Origin of the sequence: Psychromonas arctica, assembly GCF_036697365.1 — a bacterium.
In the GTDB taxonomy this organism is placed as follows: domain Bacteria; phylum Pseudomonadota; class Gammaproteobacteria; order Enterobacterales; family Psychromonadaceae; genus Psychromonas; species Psychromonas arctica_A.
Genome location: NZ_JBAHZA010000002.1, coordinates 264,118 through 281,933, shown reverse-complemented (window position 1 = coordinate 281,933; position 17,816 = coordinate 264,118). Strand labels below are relative to the sequence as shown.

The 17,816-nt window shown below is 37.1% G+C and carries 14 protein-coding genes; 3 read left to right on the top strand and 11 right to left on the bottom strand.

Annotated features, from left to right (window positions below):
- Nucleotides 1-3,174 (top strand): bifunctional proline dehydrogenase/L-glutamate gamma-semialdehyde dehydrogenase PutA, encoded by a 3,174-nt coding sequence (putA, locus tag V5290_RS03335; RefSeq protein WP_333381888.1) that lies wholly within the window; start codon nucleotides 1-3, stop codon nucleotides 3,172-3,174.
- 2 nt (nucleotides 3,175-3,176) lie between these two features.
- Nucleotides 3,177-3,914, top strand: coding sequence for a hypothetical protein (locus V5290_RS03330; RefSeq protein ID WP_333381886.1), 738 nt, complete (start codon nucleotides 3,177-3,179; stop codon nucleotides 3,912-3,914).
- Nucleotides 3,915-4,063: 149 nt separating this feature from the next.
- Here V5290_RS03330 and V5290_RS03325 read toward each other — a convergent pair whose 3' ends face one another.
- From V5290_RS03325 to V5290_RS03285, 9 genes are all read right to left on the bottom strand, one after another.
- Nucleotides 4,064-4,786, bottom strand: coding sequence for a YebC/PmpR family DNA-binding transcriptional regulator (locus V5290_RS03325; protein WP_333381884.1), 723 nt, complete (start codon nucleotides 4,784-4,786; stop codon nucleotides 4,064-4,066).
- Nucleotides 4,787-4,969: 183 nt separating this feature from the next.
- Nucleotides 4,970-6,658 carry a FapA family protein gene (locus V5290_RS03320; protein WP_333381882.1) on the bottom strand — a complete coding sequence of 563 codons (1,689 nt, stop codon included), beginning with the start codon at nucleotides 6,656-6,658 and terminating at the stop codon, nucleotides 4,970-4,972.
- Nucleotides 6,659-6,749: 91 nt separating this feature from the next.
- The gene (locus tag V5290_RS03315) at nucleotides 6,750-8,375 is read right to left on the bottom strand and encodes a protein adenylyltransferase SelO (protein WP_333381880.1); all 1,626 of its coding nucleotides are present in this window, start codon (nucleotides 8,373-8,375) and stop codon (nucleotides 6,750-6,752) included.
- 22 nt (nucleotides 8,376-8,397) lie between these two features.
- Nucleotides 8,398-8,748, bottom strand: a complete 351-nt coding sequence (locus V5290_RS03310) for a RidA family protein (protein ID WP_290038026.1) — start codon at nucleotides 8,746-8,748, stop codon at nucleotides 8,398-8,400.
- Between the two features lie 139 nt (nucleotides 8,749-8,887).
- Nucleotides 8,888-9,592 carry a response regulator gene (locus V5290_RS03305; RefSeq protein ID WP_333381878.1) on the bottom strand — a complete coding sequence of 235 codons (705 nt, stop codon included), beginning with the start codon at nucleotides 9,590-9,592 and terminating at the stop codon, nucleotides 8,888-8,890.
- Nucleotides 9,593-9,601: 9 nt separating this feature from the next.
- Nucleotides 9,602-11,206: a sensor histidine kinase gene (locus V5290_RS03300; RefSeq protein WP_333381876.1), complete on the bottom strand. Its 1,605-nt coding sequence runs from the start codon at nucleotides 11,204-11,206 to the stop codon at nucleotides 9,602-9,604.
- 227 nt (nucleotides 11,207-11,433) lie between these two features.
- Nucleotides 11,434-12,933, bottom strand: a complete 1,500-nt coding sequence (locus tag V5290_RS03295; RefSeq protein ID WP_333381874.1) for a tripartite tricarboxylate transporter permease — start codon at nucleotides 12,931-12,933, stop codon at nucleotides 11,434-11,436.
- Between the two features lie 14 nt (nucleotides 12,934-12,947).
- Nucleotides 12,948-13,436 carry a tripartite tricarboxylate transporter TctB family protein gene (locus tag V5290_RS03290; protein ID WP_333381872.1) on the bottom strand — a complete coding sequence of 163 codons (489 nt, stop codon included), beginning with the start codon at nucleotides 13,434-13,436 and terminating at the stop codon, nucleotides 12,948-12,950.
- A gap of 242 nt (nucleotides 13,437-13,678) precedes the next feature.
- Nucleotides 13,679-14,665 (bottom strand): tripartite tricarboxylate transporter substrate binding protein, encoded by a 987-nt coding sequence (locus V5290_RS03285; protein ID WP_333381871.1) that lies wholly within the window; start codon nucleotides 14,663-14,665, stop codon nucleotides 13,679-13,681.
- Nucleotides 14,666-15,287: 622 nt separating this feature from the next.
- Between V5290_RS03285 and V5290_RS03280 the strand changes: the two genes are divergently transcribed.
- Nucleotides 15,288-15,830 carry a DinB family protein gene (locus V5290_RS03280; protein WP_333381869.1) on the top strand — a complete coding sequence of 181 codons (543 nt, stop codon included), beginning with the start codon at nucleotides 15,288-15,290 and terminating at the stop codon, nucleotides 15,828-15,830.
- Between the two features lie 86 nt (nucleotides 15,831-15,916).
- Here V5290_RS03280 and V5290_RS03275 read toward each other — a convergent pair whose 3' ends face one another.
- Both V5290_RS03275 and V5290_RS03270 read right to left on the bottom strand, forming a co-directional pair.
- On the bottom strand, nucleotides 15,917-16,960 hold the full coding sequence (locus tag V5290_RS03275; RefSeq protein ID WP_333381867.1) for a nickel/cobalt transporter: 1,044 nt from the start codon (nucleotides 16,958-16,960) through the stop codon (nucleotides 15,917-15,919).
- Nucleotides 16,961-16,969: 9 nt separating this feature from the next.
- Nucleotides 16,970-17,611: a DUF1007 family protein gene (locus V5290_RS03270; RefSeq protein ID WP_333381865.1), complete on the bottom strand. Its 642-nt coding sequence runs from the start codon at nucleotides 17,609-17,611 to the stop codon at nucleotides 16,970-16,972.
- Nucleotides 17,612-17,816 lie beyond the last annotated feature (205 nt).

The following is a 17,816-nucleotide window of genomic DNA, read 5'->3' as shown; positions in this document are numbered from 1 at the left end:
ATGTCGTTTTTGAATGCAGCAGACGTGCTACGTAAAGATTTTATGGATACAGAATTATCTGTATTGTGGTCGTATATTTCACCTTTGTATATGGTTGATGAAAGCGAGTGGTTAAGTCAGCTATTACCATTAGCGACACCAACTACAGAGCAAATGTCTAGCATTGATAAAGATGCAACTGACTTAATTGAGCGTGTTCGCAAAGATAAAAATGCGGTACATATGATAGATGCGTTATTAGCTGAATATAGCTTGGATACCAAAGAAGGTATTCTATTAATGTGTTTAGCAGAAGCATTAATGCGTATTCCTGACAAGCAAACAGCAGACGCACTAATCAAAGATAAGTTAAGTGTTGCAGACTGGAAAGCCCATCTAAAAAACTCTAGTTCACTATTCGTTAATGCCTCAACTTGGGGATTATTATTAACGGGAAAAATTGTTAACTTAAAGAAAGACAATAAAAAGAGTTCTGCGCATCTTGTTAATGGTTTAGTAAACAAATTAACTGAGCCAGTTATTCGTGAAGTAATGCAACAAGCAATGAAAATAATGGGGCATCAATTTGTATTGGGCCGTAATATCAATGAAGCACAGTCGAATGGTAAAACCTTTACTAACAAAGGCTGTAGTTATTCATTTGATATGTTAGGTGAATCAGCATTAACAGCAACAGATGCTAAAAAATACTTTGATGCTTACATGATGGCGATTGAATCAGTGGGTAGTAAAGCGCTTAATCAAAAAGATCAAGATAATGCAGCAACGGTTTCGATTAAGTTATCGGCATTGCATCCTCGCTATGAAGTGGCAAACACTCAACGTGTGCTCACTGAAATGTACGATACTGTTATTCTTTTGATTAAAAAAGCACGAGAAGTGAATGTTGGTTTAACCATAGATGCAGAAGAAGCTGATCGTTTAGAATTATCGTTATTATTGTTTCAAAAGCTACTCGCTGCACCAGAAACTAAAGGTTGGGGCAAGTTAGGCATAGTTGTTCAGGCATACAGTAAACGCGCATTGCCAGTACTTGCTTGGTTGGCGGGATTAGCAAAACAACAAGGTGATATTATTCCGTTACGTTTAGTTAAAGGGGCGTATTGGGATAGTGAAATTAAAATATCTCAACAAAATGGTTTTGCAGCTTACCCTGTATATACCCGTAAAGAAGCAACAGATGTGTCTTATTTAGCATGTGCTAGATTTCTGTTAAGTCCTGCGATTAAAGGATTAATTTTCCCTCAGTTTGCAAGCCATAACGCACATACAGTAACCAACATTACGCATATTGCAGAACATCAAGAATATGAATTCCAACGTTTACATGGAATGGGCGATGCTTTATATCACCATGTAATGAAAATGTTTAACAGCCATGTACGAATATATGCACCTGTCGGTAATCATAAAGATCTATTACCTTACCTAGTAAGACGTTTATTAGAAAACGGTGCTAACAGTTCTTTTGTACATCGTTTAGTTGATGCTAAATGTGCTATTTCAGAGCTAACAGAGCATCCTGTCGTTACTTTATCTAAACGTAAAACATTACATAACAGTTTAATTGAGCTACCACCGGCTATTTTTAGCGATCGAAAAAATTCATTTAGCATTAATATAGATATTGAGAGTGAAGTTGCGCCACTACATGAAGCTATTGAGAGCTTTAAAGGTTATCAGTGGAAAGCGGGACCAATAGTGAATGGAGTACTTTACACTGAGGCTCAACAATTAGATGAGCCAGAAAGTGATATTACTAGCCAAACTATTACAGCACCTTATGACCGTTCAATTGAAGTGGGAAGTGTGCTGTTTTCAACACCACAACTTATTGAAAATGCATTATTAAATGCACAACAACATTTTTTAGAGTGGGACACTACAGATGTATCAGTACGAGCACAGTGTTTATACAATCTAGCTGATTTGTTAGAAAAGAACATGCCTGAATTAGTTGCACTTTGTCATCATGAAGCTGGTAAAACTATTCATGACTGTATTGATGAAGTTCGTGAAGCGGTTGATTTCTGTCGCTACTATGCACAGCAAGCAACGGATATGTTAGACAACAATGAAGCGAATGTAAGCTTCGATAACATTATCCAGCAGGTGACACATCAAGGTAAAGGTGTATTTGTTTGTATTAGTCCATGGAACTTCCCATTAGCTATTTTCTTAGGTCAAATTACTGCAGCGTTAGTGATGGGCAATACTGTCATTGCCAAACCTGCAGAGCAAACCTCTTTAATTGCTGCACGTGCGGTTGAGTTTATGTTAGAAGCTGGATTTGATGATCAAAGTATTCACCTGTTAACAGGAAACGGAGCAGAAATCGGTAATGCTTTAACTTCTGATGATCGTATTGCTGGCGTGGTATTTACTGGTTCGACTAATACCGCACAAGTGATTAACAGGAGTCTAGCTAAACGCGATGTATTACCTGCTACGTTTATTGCAGAAACAGGCGGTCAAAATGCAATGATCGTGGACAGCACCGCATTACCTGAACAGGTAGTAAGGGATGTAATACGCTCTGCATTTGCATCTGCGGGACAACGTTGTTCTGCACTGCGTGTATTATTCATTCAACAAGATATTGCACCTCGTGTTATTGAGCTGATTCAAGGGGCCATGGATGAATTATCTGTTGGGTTACCGTATTTACATAGCACTGATGTTGGACCTGTAATCGATAAAACAGCAAAAGATAAACTGACTAACCACATCAAGAAAATGACTGAGCAGCATAAACTGTTGGCACAAGTGTCGTTAAGTGAATCATGTCAAAAAGGAGATTTTATTGCACCTACCGCGGTAGAAATTGATAATTTATCGCAATTAACAGAAGAACAATTTGGCCCTATTTTACACGTCATTCGTTACAAGGCATCGCAGTTAGAAGAAGTAATCAATCAAATAAACGGCTGTGGTTTTGGATTAACAATGGGGATTCATAGTCGAAATGAATCAACTTATACACATATTGCCAAAGCCAGCCGCGTTGGTAACTGTTACATCAATCGCGATCAAGTTGGTGCAGTGGTAGGTGTACAACCATTTGGAGGTCAAGGGTTATCAGGTACAGGTCCCAAAGCGGGTGGACCACGTTATCTACAACGTTTCAGCAAACAAGTTGTAACTGTTGATGTTGAAATGAATGAAGGGGTTTAAAGATGAGAGAAACTATTGAAGTAGCACCAAATGTCAGCGATTTACGTGTTATTAATCAAGCTGCAGATGCATGGTTACCTTGGAATGCTATCGGCGTCGAAGAAAGATTAGCGGTATTGGAACAATGGAGTGCGTTATTAAAGTTTCAACAGTGCATTGATTTATTAGCTTCACAAGTGATCGAGTATCATTGCCAGCAAGCGACAAAATTAATTGCTGAGCCATTGAATATGCCGGGCCCAACAGGTGAAAGTAATATTTTAAGTACTTCTGGTCGTGGTGTATTTCTAATTATGGCTGAAGAAAACTCATCGGTTATCGCTTTTACTGCTTTGCTGAGCTGTGCATTAGTTGGCGGAAACAGTTTGATTGTCACTGATACAGAAGAGCATAAAGCATTGTTTGAAGTGTTACAGCAAGCCTGTGATTTATCAATGGTTGCGATGCCTGTGTGTTTTGTGAAGGATAATCAAGCATTAGAAAACCTTTTAGATGATGATGTAGTTGCTGGTGTTGGTTATGTAGGTGACGAACAAAAAGTGATTGAGTTAAACCGTATTATTGCTAATAGAACAGGGCAGATTGCGACTTTTATTACTGAGACAGATCTACTTCAATTAGAAACATCGCGAGATCAGAACTTAGTATTACGCTTTATTACCGAAAAAACATTATCAACCAATGTTACCGCAGTAGGGGGGAATGCCACTCTATTAGCATTAGGGTGTGGTGACGAATAGTTTAAAGGACTTTACCAATTAAACTAACTTATCAGTTTAATTGGTATTAATACTCAGTATTTTGTAAATAAAAAGCCGCGCTGGTTGCCTAGCGCGGCTTTTTATATGATAACTAGCAGTTAACTTATCGTAAAGTGATGGCTATATAGTTATTCAGGTAATACGCCATTGTGGTAGATGTTTTGTACATCGTCACAGTCTTCTAGCATCTCTAAGAATTTTTCAAACTTCTCAACATGCTCTTCAGTTATTTCAGTATCTGTTTGCGGTACGTAAGTGATTTCTTCGACTTCTAATTCAGCATCTGGATAGCTTGCATGTAGTGCAATTTTAGCGTTGTTAAACTCTGTGTGAGGACAAAATACTGAAATTTTACCGTTTTCGCTAACTACATCAACAACGTCAACATCTGCCATCATTAATTCTTCTAAAACTGCTTCATCGTCTTCACCAGCGAATACAAATACGGCTTGATGCTCAAACATGTGAGCAACGGTGCCTGGTGAACCAATTTTAGCGCCAGTTTTATTAAAACAGTTACGTACTTCAGTCCAAGTACGGTTACCATTATCAGTTAAACAATCAACGATAACTGAACAACCACCAGGGCCGAAACCTTCATAGCTAGCGCGTTCATAATCTTCACCGCCACCGCCTTTCGCTTTTTCAATTGCACGTTCAATTACATGTGCTGGAACTTGGTCTTTTTTTGCGCTATCGATTAAACGACGAAGTGATAAGTTACCATCAGGATCAAAACCACCATTTTTTGCGCAAACATATATTTCTTTACCGTATTTTGAGTAAACTTTAGTTTTCGCGCCGGCTGTTTTTGCCATGTCTAATTTTTTGTTCTGGTATGCTCTTCCCATCTGAATGCTCTCTTTTTTTGAAATGGATTGTCCGGAAAAAATAATGGTCAAGATTTTAGCCTTTAATGAGGCTTGGCGCTAGAGGGGGTAAGGGAATTTACTGAGATAAGTCATCAAAATAGGGTAGTAACGCTATAATTTAACCCAAAAATTATTTGTTAAGCATTTATTTGCGACATATCGTTAGTTATGCACTAACTCTTTTAATTCAGCTACGTCTAAAATATGGTTTTCGATTGATACTTTACTTGCGCCTAACTCACAATCGCTATTCCACTCTTGGCCTGCAGAGCAGACTTTAGTTTCACTGTATAAGGTTTTTGTTGCTATCAAGAAAAGGCTTTCGTAAGCGGTGAGTAATTTACTCTTAATATTTGTCAATCTCGCCTGAGCCAAATCACTATGTGCTCTACATATCTGCTTTTCTTTAGCTAAATTTAACCTTTTTTGTCTACGTAGTTCGATATCTGCAATTGAGTCAGCTTTAGTTTCAGCGGCTTTAAATTGGTTTATCATTTTGTCTAATGTTTGTATTTCTTTGATTAATTTAGATTTATCTTTTTTGAGTTTTTCGATATCACCTTTTAAGTGGAACTCAGTTTTTGTATTGCCTGAAGTCCCTATACTTACTGACGTAATACCTTTATGGCTAGTGGTAATACCACCAATGATGGCTCCTTGTGTATAGGTATCATTGTGTACATGTATGTTACCTATACATAAGGTGCGACAATGTATTAATTGACTGCTTAGTGTTAAGTCTTTTCCAATAGTGAGATTGGCATATTGGGCTATTGTACCGGTTAGATTACCATCGCAAGTGACTTCACAGGTATAGGTATCATCTTCTTTATTTAGATGGCCTATAATAGGCATCTCTACTGTTAAATCTCCGCCACAAATTATCTTAGCAGATTCAATAACTCCCATAACCGTGATGTCCCCACTGGCTTTAACTATCATATGATCATGTATATCACCGCTAATAACCACTGTTCCATCATATTCTATATGACCCGTCTTGTTACTCACTTTTTCTACTAGCATTACATCATCAATTCTAATAAAACCGTCTTGTTCGATGGGAATACCAAAAGAGGAAGCAATTAAATTTAATGGGTTTTTTGGATCAACCTGTACATTCTTATGAATTACAAATTCAGCGTCTTTTCCTTCCACATGTTCAATTATTTCTGCGGTCACTGTTTTACCTGAAGCTCCTGATTCTTTGGGTATCTTTTTCATTAATACAGTGCCGGCTTTAACGGTAATAGACTGGCCTAGGTCACGCATATCTACTTTACCATTAGCTAGTAATTTTGGTTTGGGTTTACGGTGTGTTTCGGTATTCACCATTTTGACAAAAGTGGCATTTTTACCATGAATGGGTGGAATTCCATGTGCGACTGCAATTTTTAAAGTCTCACCTGGTTTTGCATTTTTGCAGGCATTGAGCAGGCCTAAGACATTTTTAGGGACTAAACCGATCCTCAAACCTAAACGTTGGCATTCAGATTTAATCATATCTAGTGTGATTTCTTTCCCGCCATAAGCATTGGTAATAGTGGCACAAGCCTCCATTTTATCATCAGAGATATCTATATTTAATATAGCATCTTGCTTTTCTGCGATAGTAATAGGGTCAACCATGAGTGTTGAATCAAGTTGACCTTCAGCAAGCATTTTAAATGCATCGACTGCTTTATTGATTCCATCAATTTTGACTTTGAATTTTGGTAAAGAAGGGGTGTTTAAAAGGACAATAATATCTTCTGCAGTAACTTCTGCATAGAAAGGGCTAATTTTTAATAACAGTGATTCACTATCGTTTGATAGTACTATCTGTTCAATACTTAGCTTGTCCTGAACCATATAACTCCATTAAATTAATATCAAAAAAATATAGCTACGTTATCTCAGAAGTACTAATAAAAAGCAAGGTTTTCTTAATCAGATCATGATGCTAAGAGCTACAAGATAATGCAGAACAACCAAATTTATTTCTAGCCCAGTCAGGACGTTTTATTTCAAATTGTTGATATTTTAGCTGTTGCTTGTAAGGGGCTTTTATTAGTTCGGAAAGAAGTAATACTTTCGAATAATCACCTTGTTCTGCCAACTCTATTGCTTCCTGCACTTGGAAATTACGTAAAATATAACAGGGATTAACGTCATCCATTTGTATTTTACGTTGTTGATCATCTTGCTCTGTCGCTAACAATCTTTTTTGATAACGTATTAACCACTCTGATAATTGTTGTAAATAGTCTTTAGTTATTTCTTCTTGATTATAAAAGCAGTTTGTAAAATGCGCTTGTAATTGTTGTAAATTTTGTGGGCAAACCCGCGTTGAATAGTCGGCTAAGGTACGATAAAACAGTGTCATATCTGTATTAATAGTTGAAAGCACTGTTTCTAAGTCAGTACATAGAGCTTGATCACTCTTAACCAATTCGTTGTCTTGACTATCTGTATTGGTTGCAATGCCTAATTTTTCGCGCATCATCTTTAACCATTTTTCATTGTATAGATGATTGTAATTATTAAAGGTTGCTTGCAGTGGCTCGGCTTCATTTATAAGTGGATAAATAGCATTAGCTAATTGAAATAAATTCCATTGTCCTATGTAGGCCTGTTGTCCGAAACGATATCTACCCTCAGTAGCGTCTGAAGTGTTTGGTGTCCAATCCAAATCGAAGTTATCTATCCAACCATAAGGGCCATAATCAATAGTTTCGCCTATTAACGACATATTGTCAGTATTTAGTACACCATGAACAAAACCCACACGCATCCAATCTACAATTAATTGTGCTGTTCGATCGCAAAGTATTTCGAACCAAGATAAATAAACGACCTTATCAATAATGCCTGATTCAGGTATCAATTGTGCATAGTTGTGTCTAATACAATAGTCTAAGGTTTGTTGTAATGTGTCTATGTCACCTCGAACAGCTGGTAACTGAAGCGAACCAAAGCGCAGAAAAGAAGGGGATACTCTAGCAACAATAGCACAAGGCTCATACGCTGCATGACCATCATAAAGCTTGTCTCTAATTACTTGTTCACCGGTAAGTGTTAAGGTCAATGCGCGTGTGGTTGGTATACCTAAGTGGTACATAGCTTCTGAACATAAATATTCGCGTATTGAAGAGCGTAAAACAGCCATGCCATCACCGCGACGAGAATAGGGCGTTTTACCCGCACCTTTTAATTGTAAGGTGACATGTTGTTGACTGTCGAGTACCTGATATTGACCAAGATTGATCGCTCGGCCATCTCCTAATTGTCCAGCCCATTGACCAAACTGATGACCACCATAATTCATTGCGTAAGACTTTATGTGTGGGTCACGTATGTTCCCAGAGACTAAGTCAGCAAAATTTTGTGATTTAGTGGCTTGCTGATCAAACCCTAATGATGTGGCCAATGTTTGATTACAGCAAATAATGTGTGTGGCTTTAGTCGTGCAAGGAGTTACCCAAGAATAAGCTGCTTTTTCTATACTTCGGCAGCTATTATTGTCATCTGGATCCGCTGGTAATTCCGAAACAAATGTCGTAAGCGGGATGGGTAATAAATCATTCATGGGTAACCCTAATAAATCGCTATTATTTAACGGCAGCGATAACTGAGATTTCTACTAATAATGCTTCTCTTGCCATGCTTGCTTCAACACATGCGCGAGCTGGTGCATGACCCTCTGGTACCCAAGCATCCCATACTTCATTCATACCAGCAAAGTGTAAAGCCATATCTTTAACATAAACTGTTGCCGATAAGATATGTTCACGTGAACTACCTGATTCTATTAACAGTTCATCTACTTTATCTAACATCGTTTGCGTTTGTTCTTTGATCTCTTTAGTCGCATCTGCACATACTTGGCCGCATAAGTAGATAGTTCCGTTATGCTTTACTACACGGCTCATACGTTGTTTAGTTTGTTGACGTTCAATCATGTCTTTTCTCTCAATAGTGGTTTAAAAGAAATAATTGTAACGTTTAAACATAAAAAGGCGAGTGTTTTAGTTTAACTAGCTGAATTACTGGATAAGTTTAAGTAAAAAATAACATAAAATTTTAATAGTAGAATATACGCTAACGTTCATTTACGTCACCATTTTTCACATATACTCTTTCTGGGCGTCCTACTTTCCCATATTCATTTTCTGCGGTTAATAAACCATTTGCAGAACAATACTCTAAATAACGGCGAGCTGTAGTTTTACTAATACCTGTTTCAGTCACTAAACGATCTACCGTATATCGAACGCCGATATGTTGAGAAAATACGCGTTTAATGGTTTCTAAAGTTATGCTTTCTATTCCTTTAGGCAGTGATTGTTGGTGTTTATCGCGTAATTGGATATTAAATAGCTCATCAATATGTCGTTGCTCAAGGTTATCGTATGCTCTCATCGCAGTATTGAGTGTTATGTAACGGTCAAGCGTTTCTTGTAAACGTTCATAGGAGACTGGTTTAAGTAAGTAGTCAAAGCAACCTAATTTCATCGCTGTTTTGATGGTGTCTATTTCATCTGATGCCGTTACTAATACCACGTTGGTTTTATGACTTGATTTGTCTGCGATAATTTCTCGAAATAAATCAATGCCTGTACCATCTGGTAAATAGTTATCTAATATAATCACGCTAGGTTTGTGAATTTTAATCATAGTGCGAGCCATTTGTAGTGTCTCAGCAATACCGATCGGATTAAAGCGTGTTGTTTGACGTAATATCTCACTGTGTGTTTGTGCGATTTTGGCATCATCTTCAACAATTAATACATCAATTAAATCCATTGTTTACCTTTAACCTTTATTTGGGATAAATACAGAGAAAATACAACCTAATGTGTCGCCGTTATCTACGATGATAAAACCATTTGCGTGCGTCACATAACGATGTACTAGATATAAACCAATGCCATGGCTGTGATTATCATGCTTAATCGTGACGCCTTTTTTCCAAATATCATCAATTAAATCAGCAGCGATTCCAGGGCCGTTATCGGTCACTTCAATCACCAAATCACTTCCTGCATCTGTTATTAATACGTTAACCACGGATTGAATATCAGTGTTCTGTTGAGTGGCATCAAAGGCGTTATCTATTAAATTACCAATAATTGCACACAGCTCAGTTTCACTTAACTTTGAGTGAAGTGCAGATAGTTGACAAGTAGGATCAAAAATTAATGAGATGTTTAACTCTTTTGCCCTCAAAGACTTACCTAATAATAAACCGGCCACTTGCGGCAAATGTATTTTTTGATGAATAAAATCCAGTAGTTTTTGTTTATTGGTATTTTCATTAGTAATGAGTTGCTGTACTTCATCAAATCGTTGCAGTTGAATCAGTCCTGAAATTGTCGCTAGTCGATTCGAGAACTCATGGCGCAAGACACGTAACGTATCTGTGTGTTGTTGAACTTGGCTAAGCTCATTAGTTAGCGCGTCAATATCACTTTTTTCCCTAAAGCTGATCACCCAGCCAATCAATTCTTTTTGTTTAAAAATAGCAACGCGATTAGCAATAAAATAATGTTCATTAAAAAGGAACATTTCATCTTTAATATTTTCAACTAATGGATGTCGGAAAAAGAACTCTGTGTTTGATACATATTCAATGATATTTCTGGTTTTCAAGTAGGTGATGTCATGCTCTATGTTAAGTAATTGACGAGCAGAATGGTTAATAGTTAAAAAGTTGCCTTTGAGGTCAATAGCAATGACTCCTTCGTATACTGAGCTTAAAATAGATTTTTGTAAATTCAACGCAAGGGTTATGGCTTCAGGCTCCATATTATTCATTTTTTTCTGGATATGGCGCGAGAACCCCCATGCAGCTAATAACGTTAATACCAAAACACTGAGAATTTCAATCAATAGTGGTGTCATATACACCTCAATCCATTGATCGAATCGATTTAATAAATAACCAACAGAAACAACACCGATAATATTTTGGTTCTGATCAAAAATAGGCGATTTACCTCTGACGCCATAGCCTAAACTGCCTTTTCTCAAGCTAATATAAGATTCTCCATCTTCTAATACACCTGCATTATCGCCACCTGTCATAGGTAAACCAATTCGGTCTTCAACGGGGTGGGCGAGACGTACGCCATCCTTATCGCCTATTACAATGAAGCTCGCGTCAGAAATTGTAGATAAACGACTAATATTTTTTTGCAGTGCGTTAAGGTCATTTAGTTGGATTTGATTGATAAGAGTCGGATCGCTAGAAATCTCTTCTGCTTGTATTAAAGCACGTGTACCGACCTGATGTTTAATAGATTCATATAAAGTACTTTCAAAATGCCACACCATGACAGACATTTGAAGGATCACTAATCCAAATAGCAGTAGGAAAATCTTAATACGAAAAGTTAATTTAGATAATGAGAAGTACATGTTGTGATAGTGCCTAATCGGTGTGAGCAAACAAGAATGTAAAAATGGTGTTAATGAATCGATTAAACAATGTTAAATGAAACGTTAATTAATCAATAGTGAATTGTTTGGTTTTATAACCTCCATCAATTTTTGCGTAAAAAAAGAAGCATACAACTAAGTATGCTTCACAAGTTAATGTTATTAATGGTTATTAATGGTTATTTATTGAAGTAGCTTTAGCTATGTTAGGCTGATTTAGTCGCCATTTTAGAACGGATTGTTTTAATAAGTGGTAACAGTACTGATAATACAGTGACCGCTAATAATCCTTGAGCGATACCGGAATCCATAAACGCGCCTAAATCTTGATTAGAGATTCGGTAACCTTGTCGGAATGATTGCTCCATTTGACCACCAACAATAGCGGCTAAAATCATTGGTGAGGTGGGTATATCAACACGCGCCATAAGCACACCTGCAACACCTAGGATGATTAAAATATAAAAATCGACCACCGAAGCACTAATCGCAAAACAACCTACAAAAGCCAAACTTAGTACAATCGGGTAAAGAATTTTTGGTGGAATCGCTAATAATCTAACCAACACGCCAGCGAGTGGTAAATTAACAATCGCAAGGATCACATTAGCAACAAACATACTAGCAATCAGTCCCCAAGCAGTGTCTGGGTGTTGAGCGAATAATAATGGTCCAGGTTGTATACCAAGCATTAGTAAAGCACCCATCATTACCGCGGTCGTGCCTGAACCAGGAACGCCTAGAGATAACATTGGGATCATCGCACCAATAGACGCTGCATTATTCGCAGATTCTGGTGCTGCTAATCCTTCGATAGCACCATGGCCAAATTCTTCTTTATTTTTAGATAATTGTTTTTCATTGTTGTAACACATTAAAGAAGCCATAGTGCCACCTGCGCCAGGTAAGGCACCTATGATAAAACCAACTGGAGCGCTTCGAAGAATAGGCCATTTAGAGCGTTTCCAATCGTCTTTGCTTATCCAAATCTTTTTAAATTTAGTCTGTGCTTTTTTACCACCTTCACCTAGTGTGCTGAAACTTTTAAATACTTCTCCGAGTGCATAAATACCGATGATAACCACTAAGAAGTCAATACCTGTTTGAAGCTCTAACACTCCGAAAGTAAAACGTTGTAAACCAGATTGTCCATCAATACCCACGGTAGAAATAGCCAAACCAATGCACATTGATAAAAAGCCTTTGAGCATGTTTCCCTTTGACATAGATACCGTCATAGATAGCGCTGCCACCATTAATAAGCAATATTCAGCAGGACCAAATTTAATTGCCAATCCAGCAACAGGCTCTGCCATCAATGTCATTAATACCGCTGCAATGGTGCCACCAATCAACGAAGCAATCGCTGAGATGGCCAACGCAGATTCAGCGCGGCCTTTCATTGCCATTGGATAGCCATCAAAGGTTGCTGCTAGTGCCGCGCCATCACCGGGAGTATTAATCAATATTGAGCTTCGAGAACCACCAAACATAGCGCCAATGTATACACCCATCATAGTAATCAGTGATGCTGTAGGGCCCATAGAAAAAGTCATCGGCAATAAAATAGCTACACCTGTTGCAGGGCCGAGACCGGGTAACATACCGATAACGGTTCCTAAAATGCCACCGACTAGAATTAAAAATAAGTAATACGGTTGAAGCGCGACACTAAAACCGTCCATCAAACTGTTTAAAATATCCATAGTTGTTCGACCTTTTAATTAAAAAATGGGAATGGAGGAAGGTTAACTGACAGCATCTCATTGAAAGTTATGAATATGCTCACCGCGAAAATCAGTGAAATTAAAAGGCTTTTTTTCCAAAAAACTAACCCACAAGTGACGGTTAACATCGCAAACATAAAGACAGATGTACTCACCACATAACCAGCATGTTCAAAAAACATGGCATAGAAAACACAAATAATAGCCGTGATCGCGACTTTTCTTCGGTCACTTTTACGTTTTGGACTCTCGTTTAATAGTGCTTTAACTGCAATGATAGAAGGTGCCATTCCACCTGTAATGATCAGCAACACTCCAATAAATATCGCAATAGCCGATACAGTCAACGGAAGGAATATGGCTTCTAATGGGTTGCCAAACATAGGCTGAGGTAAACTGTAGGCATACCCGCCGTAGGCCAAACCAAATACGATACTAAATAACCCTGTTAGGCCATCCCAATTAGATTTTATATTTGACATTTTTCACCTCTACCAAATAATTGAATTTATTAACTTACACCGATATTCACGTGTCGTTTAAGATTTGCGGATACATGATTCGATATACTTTCAGGAAGAAAGCTTTGCTTTTTACACAAAGCTTTAATATGTTTTAAATGAAACTAATATTGAATAAACAGCAATATCTTGTAATACACCTTGTTGGTGAAGTCCTAAGTAGATGGATTGCTGTTTATATCGTTAAATAACATTGTTGCGTTTTATTGGCCAAATACACTTTTAATCAGCGTTTTGTATTGGGTATTAGTGTCACCTAAGAATTCAGTAAATGCTTTTTCATCCTGATAAGCGTCATCCCAACCGTTACGTTTTAATGCGGCTTTCCATTCTGGAGTAGCGACCATTTTTTGTAACGCATCGTGCCAATATGCAACCGCTTCTTCAGGCATATCTTTAGGCCCAAACAAACCACGCCAGTTTTCAAAGATCACATCAATACCTTGTTCTTTTACTGTCGGAATTTCACCTATTAATCCAGTGCCGATACGTTTGTCTGCTGTTTGTGCTAATGCGTGTAGTTTTCCACTTTGTACAAGACCGGCAACATCACCTAAACCTGTTGAAATAAGATCTACATGCCCACCTAATGCTTGTGCAATTAAACTGCCGTTTTGAAATGAGACATAATCAATATTGCGAAGGTTTTCAACACCAGCCGCTTTAGCAACGAGTAAAAATTGGATGTGGTCCATTGAACCTGCGGCAGACGTACCACCAATTTTAACGGATTTAGGATCTGCCTTTAGAGCATCCATTACATCTTTAATGGTTTTATATTTTGAATTTTCAGGTACGACAAAAGCAGCGTAATCAGTGATTAGACGTGCAAGGGGAGTTGTATCTTTATAACTGTATTGCGTTAAGCCTGTTAAGTTAGTTAATAAAATAGGTGGTGAATAAACTGAGATTAAGTCACCTTTACCCGTTTGCGTTTGCATGTATGAAAGATTAACAGCGCCACCGCCACCAGGTCGATTAACCACAGGCATATTAGATTCTACCAGGCCTGTATCTTTTAACGTTTTAGCAACAGTACGAATAGTTAAATCCCAACCGCCACCAGCACCAGCAGGAGCGACCATATTAATAGTATGAGGAGGATAATCTGCCGCTATAGCAGAATTGATCGAAATAAGTGAAGTAGTCGCAATCACCATACCAGTGAACATTCTTTTTAATCTAATCATTAACTTACATCCTTTGCTTGTTTTCTAAAATAATGAGTCTGAGTTAACAAAAGCTCATTCTCACCTTGTGTTTTGCGCTCAGTTAGTTTTGAGGAGGGGGAACCTCTATTTCATCACTTTGTTAAAATAGTGTTTTGCATTTGTTAAATGAAATAACTGAGGATGTAGGATACTGATTGGCTAATGTTGGAAGTGTGAATTGAAACAATTAAACGTTATTAATCAATGGTGCTTATGGTTTTTATGACGTTAATTATTTTAAAGAACAGCTAGGAAACTTGTGATTTACAATAAAAACAATTACTTATGTTTTTATTGTAAATTTTTAAACAAAACTATTGGGAGATTAACTTAGTTGAATATGATTAACTCTGTGCACAGCTACACATTTATCGACTTTTATTTAAGGATTGAAAGGGCAGCTTCAAAATTAACAAAAAAATAGCTTTTTGACTGAATTGTAAAATTTTACATAGCACTTTAAATAGCATTTTACCTAGTTATTGAATAGCAGTATTTAACATCGGTTTTGATATAAACTATGCAAAATTAAAACAGTGGTTTGTAACTAATCATGATTCAGCCACTCAAAAATCAGAGCGATACTTTAAGGAAAAATTTTATGAAACTGCAAGAGCATGTTTATTTGATGGCTGACTATAACCAATGGATGAACCAGAAGATCTACGAAGCGGTTAGTGCATTGCCACCAGAAATATTGCATGAAGATAAAAAATCGTTTTTCGGTTCAATATTTGCCACCTTAAATCATATTTGCGTGGGCGATACTATGTGGTTAAAAAGGTTTGATAGTGTGTTGAGGCATTATGATGCCTATACACCCATTGCCGAGTTATCTATGCCTGAATCGCTTGATGTATTTCTTGCTAATAACTTTAATGATCTTAAAGATAGACGCGTAATACTTGATGAAGCATTACTCGAGTTAGCTGGTATGTTAAGCGATGAAGAGTTATTACAGCCTGTTACCTATCAAAATAGTAAAGGTGTCACAGCAAGCAAAACATTGTTTAACCTATTAATGCACCTCTTTAACCACCAAACACACCACCGAGGTCAAATTACCACGTTATTAAGCCAATCAGGTGTTGATATCGGGATCACAGACTTAGTCTTCATACAGCCTAATGTGGATATACATTAAAGCGTTGAAAAACCGAGCTAAGTTAGTTGATTAACTTAGCTCGATGTTAACTGAGTACAAATATTAAATTAGTGGAGTTGTAGCGATTAGAATATTGGAGACATACCAACAGGCTGAGATTGTAATAAAATAGCTCCCGTTAACACGATTAAAATACCGCCGGTTAACTTAACAAATACTTTAATGTTCTCACTATTGATGCCGGTTGAAACACTACTTTTTGACGTTTTACTGTTTTTATCACCAACAGTTAGGTATCCCTGTATTAGTTTAGTCCCTAAGGTTGTCATAACCGCAATACTTGAAGTAGTTAATGCGGTCCCAATCGACATGAAAAATGCACTTACAATACCCAACCAGTACAAACCTAACGTATTAGAAAACAGCAATACCATAATTGCACCAGTACAAGGGCGTAATCCAACACTAAAAATAATCGCTAAAAATTCTTTAAGTGAAGAAGCCTTATTAATCTCTGCAGCGCCGGCAAAATGGACATGCCCACAACCACATACATTATCGGGACCATGGTTATGAACGTGCGTTGTAGGCTGACTTTTATTACTAGCAGGCGTCATAATAGGTTTAATCGTATTTATTTTGATAGGAGTAGGGCGTGAATAAAAAGACTTAATTAACGATTTACCATTACGCCAAATAACGATTAAACCTAATATAACCACTGAATAAAAACTTAACGTGATTAAATTGTTCGCTTCATCATTTACTTCACGCATTGTTGAGTTAAACAGCATTAACAATACAGAGACGACGACAATGGCAACGACAGCTTGTAATAACGCCGATAAAATAGTTAGTACTAAACTGATTTTTACTTTTGTCGGGTGTGTAGCAAGGTAAGTCGTGACAATTAACTTACCGTGGCCAGGACCAAGAGAGTGCAATATCCCATAAATAAAGGCTAAAGAAACCAAAGATATGCCAGAAGCTAATAATTGAGTTTGTGCAGAATACAAAAGCTCAATAATCTGCTCATTGATGCCTTTCTGCCATTGCATACTAGTAATGATCAACGAAGGCCAAGCTTGCCAGATTGCATATCCAGCACTAATAAAAATCAAGCTTACAAAATATAACCAATGCTTATTGAACGTAATTTTATTTGTCACTATGTTTCCTTATTTAAGGCAATTAATGAAAACCGTTTGAGTAAATAGTTGACCAAGCGCATCATCAGGATCTTCATCAACGCCTAGTGACATTGCATAAGAGACTTGCTCTGGTGACGGGTTTGGAGGAATGAGTTCAAAAGAACAACGTTTACTTAATGCCGATGATAATTGAATATCGTTTTTACTATCCCAACTCATATCTACATAATAACTTGGCTCAAAAATAGCAAGTTTTAAAGGGCGATCCGAAATCGCTTTAGGCTTTGAAAGTGGAACATAAAAATCCAATGTCAATTTTGAACCCTTTTGCGTCAATGTACCTTTGTTAGAGAAGGCATATTTAATCGGAGTTTCCCCATCATAAAAGTAGGTAAAGTAATGCTCTACATTGATATTTTCCATTACTGAATCTTTTATTTTATTTAACGTCGCCGCTTTATTTTCAGCCGATAAATCCTCTCCATCAAGCATGTAAGCAGAGGTAATTGAATCAAAAGTCCAAGACATAGTGAAGCCAGTGATTTGGCTTTCATTGCCTTCAATTTTTGTTTTCATGTCGATCCATGAGTGGGGATGAGCTTGCGTACTTACAGGAGTAAGTAAACTAACGATGAGAATAAGAGGTAAGAGTTTAAGATTATTTTTCATAGTATATTATTCTTATTAACTATTACGCATTCATATCGCCAACAAAGTTATGTTATAACATAACAAGTGTAAGTGGTAATTGAAATGCTAATTTTAATGAGGTTGTTTATTAAGTAATTATTAACCTAATAAAGTAGTTGAAATTTAAGTATTACATTGTGTTATTAGGGTCTGACTTATTATTAAAAAACACCCCTATACAGCT

Excerpts from the sequence above, each read along its gene's own strand:
- V5290_RS03315 (WP_333381880.1), bottom strand. The coding sequence starts at position 8,375 with ATGAATGATTTATTACCCATCCCGCTTACGACATTTGTTTCGGAATTA.
- V5290_RS03330 (WP_333381886.1), top strand. The coding sequence starts at position 3,177 with ATGAGAGAAACTATTGAAGTAGCACCAAATGTCAGCGATTTACGTGTT.
- V5290_RS03325 (WP_333381884.1), bottom strand. The coding sequence starts at position 4,786 with ATGGGAAGAGCATACCAGAACAAAAAATTAGACATGGCAAAAACAGCC.
- V5290_RS03270 (WP_333381865.1), bottom strand. The coding sequence starts at position 17,611 with ATGAAAAATAATCTTAAACTCTTACCTCTTATTCTCATCGTTAGTTTA.
- V5290_RS03285 (WP_333381871.1), bottom strand. The coding sequence starts at position 14,665 with ATGATTAGATTAAAAAGAATGTTCACTGGTATGGTGATTGCGACTACT.
- V5290_RS03310 (WP_290038026.1), bottom strand. The coding sequence starts at position 8,748 with ATGATTGAACGTCAACAAACTAAACAACGTATGAGCCGTGTAGTAAAG.
- V5290_RS03300 (WP_333381876.1), bottom strand. The coding sequence starts at position 11,206 with ATGTACTTCTCATTATCTAAATTAACTTTTCGTATTAAGATTTTCCTA.
- V5290_RS03290 (WP_333381872.1), bottom strand. The coding sequence starts at position 13,436 with ATGTCAAATATAAAATCTAATTGGGATGGCCTAACAGGGTTATTTAGT.
- V5290_RS03320 (WP_333381882.1), bottom strand. The coding sequence starts at position 6,658 with ATGGTTCAGGACAAGCTAAGTATTGAACAGATAGTACTATCAAACGAT.
- V5290_RS03305 (WP_333381878.1), bottom strand. The coding sequence starts at position 9,592 with ATGGATTTAATTGATGTATTAATTGTTGAAGATGATGCCAAAATCGCA.
- V5290_RS03295 (WP_333381874.1), bottom strand. The coding sequence starts at position 12,933 with ATGGATATTTTAAACAGTTTGATGGACGGTTTTAGTGTCGCGCTTCAA.
- V5290_RS03280 (WP_333381869.1), top strand. The coding sequence starts at position 15,288 with ATGAAACTGCAAGAGCATGTTTATTTGATGGCTGACTATAACCAATGG.
- putA (WP_333381888.1), top strand. The coding sequence starts at position 1 with ATGTCGTTTTTGAATGCAGCAGACGTGCTACGTAAAGATTTTATGGAT.